Source organism: Halochromatium sp., assembly GCF_046541315.1.
Classification (GTDB): domain Bacteria; phylum Pseudomonadota; class Gammaproteobacteria; order Chromatiales; family Chromatiaceae; genus Lamprobacter.
Window position 1 is genome coordinate 1 of record NZ_JBKHDN010000113.1, and the last position, 8968, is coordinate 8968.

At 65.4% G+C, this 8968-nt stretch carries 11 protein-coding genes; 6 read left to right on the forward strand and 5 right to left on the reverse strand.

The annotated features are described in order from the left end of the window. Positions 1-875 precede the first annotated feature (875 nt). From ACLFQI_RS08740 to ACLFQI_RS08750, 3 genes are all read left to right on the forward strand, one after another. A complete protein-coding gene (locus ACLFQI_RS08740; protein ID WP_410758551.1) occupies positions 876-1874 on the forward strand; it encodes a hypothetical protein in 999 nt (332 codons plus the stop codon). A 311-nt stretch (positions 1875-2185) separates the two neighbouring features. Then, complete coding sequence (locus ACLFQI_RS08745; RefSeq protein WP_410758552.1) at positions 2186-2557, forward strand: hypothetical protein; 372 nt, start codon at positions 2186-2188, stop codon at positions 2555-2557. Then, complete coding sequence (locus ACLFQI_RS08750) at positions 2557-3213, forward strand: FlhC family transcriptional regulator (protein ID WP_410758554.1); 657 nt, start codon at positions 2557-2559, stop codon at positions 3211-3213. Before ACLFQI_RS08745 ends, ACLFQI_RS08750 begins: the two co-directional genes overlap by 1 nt. A 241-nt stretch (positions 3214-3454) precedes the next feature. On the opposite strand, the gene ACLFQI_RS08755 is transcribed toward ACLFQI_RS08750, so the two are convergent. The 3 genes from ACLFQI_RS08755 to ACLFQI_RS08765 are packed head-to-tail and all read right to left on the reverse strand — an operon-like array spanning position 3455 to position 5787. Then, positions 3455-3997, reverse strand: a complete 543-nt coding sequence (locus ACLFQI_RS08755) for a methyltransferase domain-containing protein (protein ID WP_410758556.1) — start codon at positions 3995-3997, stop codon at positions 3455-3457. A 55-nt stretch (positions 3998-4052) separates the two neighbouring features. Further along, positions 4053-4913: a class I SAM-dependent methyltransferase gene (locus tag ACLFQI_RS08760; RefSeq protein ID WP_410758558.1), complete on the reverse strand. Its 861-nt coding sequence runs from the start codon at positions 4911-4913 to the stop codon at positions 4053-4055. A gap of 31 nt (positions 4914-4944) precedes the next feature. Further along, entirely contained in the window at positions 4945-5787 is an 843-nt protein-coding gene (locus ACLFQI_RS08765; protein WP_410758559.1) for a LysE family translocator, read from the reverse strand. A 157-nt stretch (positions 5788-5944) separates the two neighbouring features. Between ACLFQI_RS08765 and ACLFQI_RS08770 the strand changes: the two genes are divergently transcribed. Together ACLFQI_RS08770 and ACLFQI_RS08775 are read left to right on the forward strand one after the other, a co-directional pair. Further along, positions 5945-6796 carry a DUF6544 family protein gene (locus ACLFQI_RS08770; protein ID WP_410758561.1) on the forward strand — a complete coding sequence of 284 codons (852 nt, stop codon included), beginning with the start codon at positions 5945-5947 and terminating at the stop codon, positions 6794-6796. A gap of 118 nt (positions 6797-6914) precedes the next feature. Beyond that, entirely contained in the window at positions 6915-7313 is a 399-nt protein-coding gene (locus ACLFQI_RS08775) for a DUF2784 domain-containing protein (protein ID WP_410758563.1), read from the forward strand. A gap of 87 nt (positions 7314-7400) precedes the next feature. Here the strand turns inward: ACLFQI_RS08775 and ACLFQI_RS08780 are convergent, their stop codons facing one another. Beyond that, positions 7401-8051 carry an alpha/beta family hydrolase gene (locus ACLFQI_RS08780; protein ID WP_410758564.1) on the reverse strand — a complete coding sequence of 217 codons (651 nt, stop codon included), beginning with the start codon at positions 8049-8051 and terminating at the stop codon, positions 7401-7403. A 232-nt stretch (positions 8052-8283) separates the two neighbouring features. On the opposite strand from ACLFQI_RS08780, the gene ACLFQI_RS08785 reads away from it, so the two are divergent. After that, on the forward strand, positions 8284-8556 hold the full coding sequence (locus tag ACLFQI_RS08785; RefSeq protein ID WP_410758566.1) for a hypothetical protein: 273 nt from the start codon (positions 8284-8286) through the stop codon (positions 8554-8556). Positions 8557-8759: 203 nt separating this feature from the next. Here ACLFQI_RS08785 and ACLFQI_RS08790 read toward each other — a convergent pair. Beyond that, on the reverse strand, positions 8760-8968 hold a 209-nt coding region (locus ACLFQI_RS08790; RefSeq protein WP_410758567.1), incomplete at its 5' end, for an amidase family protein.

The following is an 8968-nucleotide window of genomic DNA, read 5'->3' on the forward strand; positions in this document are numbered from 1 at the left end:
CACCCCGAGTCGGGCATCGCGTCCGCGTTGCCTCCGCAGCCGCTGTGCCCGCAGCCGCTCCATGGTCCCGATCTCGATCTCCTCGGCGACGAGGCGCAGGCGCTCGCGCTCGGCCTCGAAGCCCAGCCCAATCAGCTCAGGCAGCGGCTCCAGCGAGGGTAAACCTCCGCATGCAGACCCCCCTGCCCACCACTTATCCAGGTGAGCAGCCCCTTGTGGGGTCATCAGGGGACTTCGAGAGGTGTCAGCCTGTTTCTGCACGGGCTCAGCCATGGGCATCCACCTGGACTCGGGGTTCAGGGCCGCGCACCAGGTGGCTCTGCCACCGGCTGCTCCCTTGGCGCTGCGAACATTTCAAATGATCAATCAATGACTTGAACCCTCTGTTCAGCCGTTGTCTAGACGGCCCTGCTCACCTGGACTTGGGGCAGCCGTTGCGCACCTGGCTTCGGCTTGACCGATGGGCACCTGGGCCGGATTCGGGCCTTGGCGGTCCTGTCGGCCGCCCCCGTGCGCATCAGGCCATTCAGCCTGGGCCTGCTCATCTGCGAAACCCGATGCACAGTCAATGGCTTAAGCGACCCTGGTCAGGGCCTTTGCGCACCTGGACGCGATGCACAACGGTGCGCACCTGACGCGCAGCCTCGGCACAGCCTAGCCTGCGGTTCAGCGATGGCGCAGCAGCGAAAGATGCCGTTTTTCGGCATCTCTTTCCGTTTCGTGCCTGGGTCAGGGGCGGCATCCTCTTGTCGTGCTGTAGTCGTGCTGCAGTCGTGCTGGGGTTCCGGAGCGGCCCAATCGCGTCGGTGTCTGGGGCCTCTCGTCGGTGCTTGTCGTGCTGCAGTCGTGCTGCAGTCGTGATGGAGGATGCGGGGATGGTGGTGGTCGGTCTCGATATTGGATACAGCAATCTGAAACTCGCTGCCGGCTGCTGCGGCGAGCCGCCGCTTGAACGGGTGATGCCGGCGGTGGCGGCACCTGAGGCGCATGTCGCGGAGCGCCTGGCGGGCGCGCCGTCACGCACAACCGATGGGCTTGCCGAGGGGATCAGGCTCTTGCTGCATGGCGAGCCCTGGATTGCTGGCATCAATCCAGCGCGGGTCTCGGGCTGGCAGCGGGCGCTGCACGAGGACTATGCCGCGAGTGACAGTTATCAGGCGCTGGTGTTAGCGGCCTTGGAGCTCGTCGGCAAGGCACGCATCGACCGCCTGGTGACCGGGCTGCCCGTGGCGCAGGCCAGTGATGCAAGCACGCGTGAGCAGTTGCGCCGACGGCTGCAGGGCCGGCAGCGGCTCCATGAGGGTTGGGTCGAGATCGCCGAGGTGCGGGTGATCGCTCAGCCGGTCGGTGCCTTCATCGATCTACTGATGCGGGCCGATGCCGCGCTGATCGAGCGCATCGGTGCCGGCACGGTGCTGGTGATCGATGTCGGTTTCTTTTCGGTGGACTGGTCGGTGCTGGTCAACGGCGATCTGCGGCGCACGCGCTCCGGGACCAGTTTGGAGGCGATGAGTGTGCTAATCGATGCGGCGGCGGCGCGGCTCTGTGCCGGGCGCGGCGGCAAGGCGCCGGTGGCAGCGATCGAGCAGGCCTTGGCGGCGCAGCGCTCGCGGATTCTGCTGCATGGTGAATGGGTGGCGTTGGCGCCGGTGCTGCAGTTAGCGGCGCGCGAGGTGGCGCAACGGGCACTGGAGGCGTTGCGTCAGGATCTGCGCCATGAGCAGACCAATCCCGACCTGCTATTGCTGAGCGGGGGTGGTGCAGCGCTGTTCGCGCCGGTGGTGCGACGGGTCTTTCCCCGGGTGCCGCTGCATCAGGCCGCAGACCCGGTCGGCGCCAATGCGCGCGGTTATTTCCACTATGGCTGCCGCTGAGACCCTGCGCATCCAGGTCGGTGTCTGCGCGGTGCGGCATCCGGAACTGTTTTCGAGCCTGATGGCCGTGTCCCAGCGCGGGCGCGCAGACCGGCTGCGACAGTTGGCTTTGCTGGGGTTGAGTGGTCAGTCGCGCGTGGACGCTGAGCCCACTTCAGGAACCACGGCATCTCAACGCGTGGCGGATGCGCGATCTCCACCTGAGCACTCCTCCATCGCTTCCGAGTCCGACCCCCAGCTCGTTGCCGATCGGGCGCGTCTGCTGGAGGCCCTTCACCTGTCCGACTAAGCTTGCTTGAGGTCCACCTGCCATGACGACTCCGCTCTCTCCTGAAGCCGTGGTCGAATCGATTCAGCGTCTGAACCGCGCCTATCTGCAGACGGCGCGCGATGGTCTGCGCGCGCAACCGGCGTTGGCACAGGCACTGTTTGGTCTCGAGCCACCGTTGGCGCCCTGGCTGGCGAGCGCCGACTCGGAGGCCGTTGAGCGTCTTGCTCGGCTGCCCGGAACCTTGTTTCAACCGCGCTTGCCGGCGGAGCCGCAGCGCTTGCTCGCGGCCTGTGCGCGCTCGTCCGATGATCAGGCACTGCCGGCGCTGCATCTGCTGCTCCATCAGCTTGGTGGTCCTGAGGCCGAAGCCGATCAGGATCAGGATCACGAAAACGGCTCGGCGTTGTCCTGATGTCCGCCCAGCCGATGCTCGAGCGGCATGCCCGCATGCAGGTGGCGCTAGCCTTGATCGTGCGGCGGGCGCGCCTGTCGATCGTGCATTGGGAGACGCGCATCGCGCGGGATGCGCTGCGCGCGCTCTATCGTGAAGTGCACGGTGAGCCGGCGCCCTCGGGTCAGTTGCCAACGGCGGGCGGGGCGGCGATCACGACGCGCCACGGCCAGCTGTGTGCGTCGGTGTTCGTGCTGTTTTATCAGCACTTGCAACGGGCCTGCAGCGGTGCGGGCGGGCTGGATCGGCGCTCGAGGTCGATTGCGGCGATGATCCAGGCGCATGATCTGGCGCAGCTGTTACTGGGTCCAAAGAACAGCCTGGAGATGACGCTATGCTGGATGCTGGCGCGTGATCTGCGGATGGGCAGTGCTCGCCTGCGACCCTGTCCGCAATGCCAGATCCGCTATCTGGTCACCGAGCAGGGGCGCTTTGATCAGGGCTGCCCGCTGTGCGCGCGCTATCGCAGTGTGGGGCTGTCGCGCTTGAAGGTCGGGCTGATGGGCGGCGCCTTTGGCGAGGATGCGCCATCGATGGTCTCGCGCGTCGTCCGATCGCCACTTGGAGGCACGACCGGTGCCAACCATGCGCACGAGTCAGACCGCAGCAAACGGTGAAATCCATCTTCAGCTGACTGACCCAGGCCAACTACGGCGCACCCTGCAGTGATGGGGAACAACGCCATTGAGGTGCCGAGGCCGTCATGAGGGACGGTCATCTGAGGAGCGAGATCACAGCACACCGGCACGGGGTCCGTCGAGATTGGCCGTGTTCCGGTCGTCATCCAGGCGACGCCTTGTGCACGAGCGCCTTGGCCGATGACCGCCAGTGCTGCCTGCCCTCATTCTCGGCAACTCATCACCGCGCCCAATAGTCGCTAGCACCGCCAGGCAACGGGGCCAGCACGTGGTCGAATGCGATCTCATCGACATGGCGCCTCAAGGCGTGGGCGACATCGCGATAGCCCCCGACTGAGCCTTTGCACTGCCCAGGCTCTTCACCGTTGGTGAACAGGAGTCGTCCGCTTGGGTTCAGCAGTCCGGCAGCGGCGATCAGCGTGCGGACCTGCGCCTCAGCCGGGAGATGGCAGAGTGCGCCCCAGCTGAAGATGAGGTCCCAGCCAGTGCCCAAGCGCTCGATCGCCGTCATGTCGACGCAGGCGCATTCGGCTTGGGGCACGTTGCGCCGGAAGGCCGCAAGCATCGCCTCGGAGCGGTCGATACCAAGATACCGAGACACCCGCGCAGCGACGCGCACGGCAATCGGATAGCCGGTGCCGCAGCCGAGGTCAAGCACATGAAGACTGTCGCCCATCGCCTCAACGACGGCCAGCAGGTCGCGGGCGCCGATCTCAGTCCGGTAGCGGTCATATTCGCCGCCGATCCTGTCGTAGATCGTCATGCGCGCACGCCTCTTAGGTGCTTTACGATTGCAACGGCGACCTGGCTGGACTCGGTCATCGAGGCTTGGCAGCTCGTCGACCCTCGATGTTCAGGCGCACGTAGTCGATCACCGGCTCACCGAGCTGCTGCATCACCTCGCGCAGGAATGCCTGGTGCTCGGATGGGAGCAACTGCTCCAGGTGCGGACGCAAGCACACCGTGCGCAGGTAGGTCTCGAACGGCTCGCCTGCTTCCAGTGCGGTCGGCTCGGGCTGCAGCCAGCAGCGCACATCAACGAAACCGGCGGCCTTGAGTCGGCGCTCGGTGTCGGCGGGCGTGGCGAAATGGGTCGCATCGAGATCGACACCTGCAGCCTTCGCGGCGGCGTGGACACGGGCAACGTTGCCAGCTCCGCCACACTGCGCGACCAACCGGCCGCCCGGTCGCAGCACGGCCGCGAGATGCGCGAAAAGGGCCTCGTGGTCATGAATCCAGTGGAAGGTCGCGGTCGAGAAGACCGCATCGACGCGGCGCAGTGGCAACGGTGTCGCAAGGTCCGCGCGCAGGACGCTGACGGCCTCGCCGAACGGTGCAAGCCGACGCCGCGCCTCGGCCACCATCGCCGCAGAACGATCAAGCGCGATCACCCGACCCGCTGGGAGACGCTGACACAGGAGCTCGGTCACGCGTCCCGAGCCACAACCGGCATCGAGCACGCACTCATTGCCCACAAGAGGCAACCGATCGAGCACAACGCCGCCCCAGCGCGTCATCGGATCGGCAATCCGGTCATAGGTCGTGGCGTCCCACTCCACGGGTGCCGCTTGCGCAGAAGCGCCGAAATCAGATGGAGTCTTCATCGTCTCTTCCACCGCTGTAAGATCACCCCTCGTCATGCAGTCCTCGCATGCTGGTTCAGCGCTGCGTCCCAGCACTGCCCAGCAGCGGGATGCGGCCCTGCCCTCGCTAGCGCGGCGCAGTCGCGATCAGATAACCGCCCGCACCCAGCAGCAGCGCACCAGCACCCCGTTGGGCAACCCGCCCCATCCGCGCACTCCGGGCTCTCGCCGCGAGCTTGCGCGCTGCCAGCGCGTAGAGCAGTTTGACACCACCGACACTCAGCGTGGTGATCACGATGATCAGCAGCACATCAACGATGCGCAGCTGGTCGAGGTCGACGAACAGGGGAAACAGGCTGGCATAGAACAGGATGGCCTTGAGGTCGCCCAGCGTCAGCAGCAGGCCGGCAACGACACTCCCGAGCAGACCCGACGGCGTGACCGGCGTTGCGCTGACAGCCGACGGCCAGGCGCGCGAGAACAGCATCCTGCTCCCAAGCCAGATCAGATACAGCGCGCCGAGGAGCTTGACCAGCAGGAACAGGCCACCCAGGACATCGGCCAGCGCCGCCAGCCCGAACAGCGCGGCGGCCACATAGATCAAGTCACCGAGGACGATGCCGAGGGCGACCGCCAGACCATGGCGCAACCCCACCGTCGCGGAGCGCACAACGACCAAGACAACACTCGCGCTTGGCAAGGCGGCGAGTGCCATCATGGTCACGAACAGGATCAGCGCTTCACCTAGATGCATGCAAGCAGGCTCATACCAGCGGACGCGTTCCGTATGGCCCATCCTATACTGCGTGGACGGCTGCGAGAACGTCGTCTTGGTTTCGCGTTGCCCGGACCATGCTCGATTGTGGGAGACGCGCCTGGGGCGGATCAGCGGCCCGGCAATGGATGCCATGGTGCACCATCGATCGGTGACGCGTGAGATGAACAGCGCTGTGACGATCAGGCTGATCACGATCGCACTGAGGCACAAGATCGCGCATAAACTAAGGTGATAGAGAGCCTGCGCGCGATGTCATTCACCGGCGGGTGACACAGACGATCGATCTCGGCTACGGTTGCCGCGTTCGCGTCGCCTTGCACGACCTGGCCTGGCATGGAGGACAGATGCGATGGCACTGGCAATGATCCTGCTAACGGTGGTTGGGGTGGTCGCCCTGCTCACGGCTGTCGTGGGGCTCTCGATGGGACGCTGGAAGAGCGGGCGGGACGCCCGGCATGCGCGAGCGGTCTGGGACGCGTTACTGACGCAGCGCGACAGCGTGCCGCCGTCCTACGATCCGGCCATGGTTGCCCATCTGCCCGAGATCGCAAAGCGCTACTTCGCCAATTCCATCGCGCCAGGCGCGGCGCTGCACCGGGTAGCTCGGCTGGAGATGACAGGCTCGCTGATCCTGAACGGCCGCGAGCTGAGCATGCGCGCCGACCAAATCCTTGCCCCGCTGCATGGGTTCGTCTGGCGCGCACGGGCCGGCTCGGGGTTGATCCGCTTTTCCGGCTCGGATGGCTATTGGAATGGTCAAACGAGTTGGACGCGGTTCTGGCTTTGGGGCGTGCTGCCGGTCGTGCGGATTGCGGACACCGAGGACCACGCCCGTGCCGCCGCAGCGCGAATGGTGATGGAAAGCGTCTGGGCGCCGGCGACGTTGTTGCCGCAGTTCGGGGCCGCCTGGACGCAGACGGGCGCGGATCAGGCGGAGGTCCGCTTCCCAGAGGTGCAAGGCGTCGAGCCGATTCAGCTGACATTCGACGCCGCCGGCCGGGTGCTGGAGATGGCCACGCGGCGCTGGTCAGACGCCAACCCGGAGCGGATTTATCGCCTGCAGCCCTTTGGCGGGCGCACACTGGCGCATGCGACCCATCAAGGCTTTACGATTCCCACCGCGATGGAGATCGGCAACCTCGTCGGTACCCCCGAGTACGCTCCATTCTTTCGTGCACAGCTCACCCGAGTTGAGTATTGATCCTGCGCTGAGGTCCAGCGCGCTACCAGCGTGCCGAATGCGCCAGACTGGATCGCCCAGCCCTTGCGGGTCATCAACGGCGAGAAGGACACCCTTGACAGCAGGACTGGAGGTCAGCATGAACGCTTCCACATTACGGCTGCTCGACCAAGCGCTGTTCCTGCTGCACGCCGCCCTGGTGCTGTTCATCCTGACCGGCTGGGTTTGGCAACGCACCCGGCGCCTGCACCTGCTGGTGGTAGTGCTCACGCTCGCCTCCTGGGTCGGGCTCGGCGCCTGGTACGGCTTGGGCTACTGCCCGCTGACCGACTGGCATTGGCAGGTCAAAGCCGCCCTAGGCGAGACCGGATTGCCGGCGTCCTACATCAAGTACTACGCCGACGCGCTGACGGGGACGTCCTGGAATCCGATGCTCATCGACGTTTGGGTCGTCGGCTTGGCGCTGACGGCGCTGGTCGTGTCGACCGTGTTGAACTGGCGCGACTGGAGGCGGCAACGAACCCGCAAGCGCCGATGATCGAGGCGAGACTAGATGCCGGTGGTATGGGGTTCTTCCGCGCATCCGATTCTGCTTGCAAACCCACTTGTGGCAAGGACTGATGGCTCACAGCGTCGCGACGAAGCCAAGGACGGCCTCCGCCGCCTGATCCAGGTTCTGCTCCCAGTTGCGCCCGGATTGCCGGCGCGGCTTGAAGCTGTGATCCCCGTCCTCGATCCAGGTCAGCCGGATCGAGGGAGCAAGCGCATAGCCGGCGACCTCGTCCGGCATGCCGAAGGGATCGCGGGTACCCTGACAGATCAGCGTCGGCGTGCGCAGGACGCGCAGATGCTCGGTGCGCAGCCGATCCGGCTTTCCCGGCGGATGGAACGGGTAGCCGAGGCAGACCAGTCCGGCGGCGCTGCGCTCATCAGCGATCAGGCTCGCCATGCGCCCGCCTAGGGACTTGCCGCCGATCAGCAGGCGTTGCGCATCGGTACCGGCGGCAAGCGCCTGGTCGATGATCCGATTCCAGCGCTCCAGCAGCACCGGCTCGCGGTTCGGTGGTGTGCGCCTGCCGGTGCGCCGGATCTCGGTCATGTACGGGAACTCGAAGCGGATCACCCTCAAGCCTGCCCGGCCCAGCGCACGAGCGATGTGCGCCATGAAGGGTGCATCCATGCCCTGACCCGCACCATGGGCCAGGACCAGGGTCCAGTGTGCATCCGGCGGCCCATCGGTCAATACATCGTGCGCGTTTCCGGGGTTGTCAGACATGGCGTGGTGGCCTCATGACCAGTGACTTTGGCGAATCCTCCTGTCTGGTGCTCGACACCACTGAGCATCGCTGGGCGTTGCGCATCGAGCGTTTCGAGCCCTTGAAACCCCATGGTCGCAAGTCCTGCGGACGACCTGTTGTTCGTTGTCGCAGTCCCCTGACGCGACGGTCACGCAGGACGCTGGCGGAAGTCGCTACACTTCGGAGCAAGCAACCTCTTGGAGACTGTGCATGCAAATCCGTGTCCCGATCATCGCCGTTGTCGTTTCCACTGCAACGCTACTCTCTTGCGGACAGCAACCGCCACCTCAGAATGTTGATCCAACTCTGGGCCGCGACTGTTTCGAGTCGCATCAGCCCAGCCTGCCGCCCGGCAGCCAGTACGAAGGTATCGCCGAGGTATCCGATCATCGCATCACCATCCGTGCGATGACCGGCACTCAGGTGGAAACCTTCGATTGTTCACTGAGGCCAGACGGCACGGTTGGCAAAACAAGAGGATGAGTCTGAATTTGAGGCTCCGGAAGCGGTCTTCCGTGAACCCTGCAGCTCCAATCCGATTGTGGACTGACAGCCGACACGAACAGGCCAAGGTGGGCCGCGCCGCAGTCACGCGATCCATCGGTGGCTAGCGTTCTACGGCACGACCAGACTCGATTGCGTCGATGCCTTGTCTGGGCCTGTCGAGTCGGTGACGGAGAAGCCATTCATCCCTTCGACAAGACGCTCGGCAAGTCTCGACAGCGCTCAGATCCGCGTCGACCCTTCCGGATTCCGACAGTGCTCGCTTGAGCTCGTCGCCGAATGTGCTCATCGAACGGCCGCGCCAGCAGTTGCAGGCCCAGCGGCAGACCGCTGTCGGTGAAGCCCATCGGCACCGTGATGGCCGGTTGCCCGGTATGGGGCGCAAGGACTG

What these genes read in the sequence shown, in the direction of transcription:
- ACLFQI_RS08750 (WP_410758554.1), top strand. Translation starts at nt 2,557, where the DNA reads ATGTCCGCCCAGCCGATGCTCGAGCGGCATGCCCGCATGCAGGTGGCG.
- ACLFQI_RS08780 (WP_410758564.1), bottom strand. Translation starts at nt 8,051, where the DNA reads ATGTCTGACAACCCCGGAAACGCGCACGATGTATTGACCGATGGGCCG.
- ACLFQI_RS08770 (WP_410758561.1), top strand. Translation starts at nt 5,945, where the DNA reads ATGGCACTGGCAATGATCCTGCTAACGGTGGTTGGGGTGGTCGCCCTG.
- ACLFQI_RS08755 (WP_410758556.1), bottom strand. Translation starts at nt 3,997, where the DNA reads ATGACGATCTACGACAGGATCGGCGGCGAATATGACCGCTACCGGACT.
- ACLFQI_RS08740 (WP_410758551.1), top strand. Translation starts at nt 876, where the DNA reads ATGGTGGTGGTCGGTCTCGATATTGGATACAGCAATCTGAAACTCGCT.
- ACLFQI_RS08775 (WP_410758563.1), top strand. Translation starts at nt 6,915, where the DNA reads ATGAACGCTTCCACATTACGGCTGCTCGACCAAGCGCTGTTCCTGCTG.
- ACLFQI_RS08745 (WP_410758552.1), top strand. Translation starts at nt 2,186, where the DNA reads ATGACGACTCCGCTCTCTCCTGAAGCCGTGGTCGAATCGATTCAGCGT.
- ACLFQI_RS08785 (WP_410758566.1), top strand. Translation starts at nt 8,284, where the DNA reads ATGCAAATCCGTGTCCCGATCATCGCCGTTGTCGTTTCCACTGCAACG.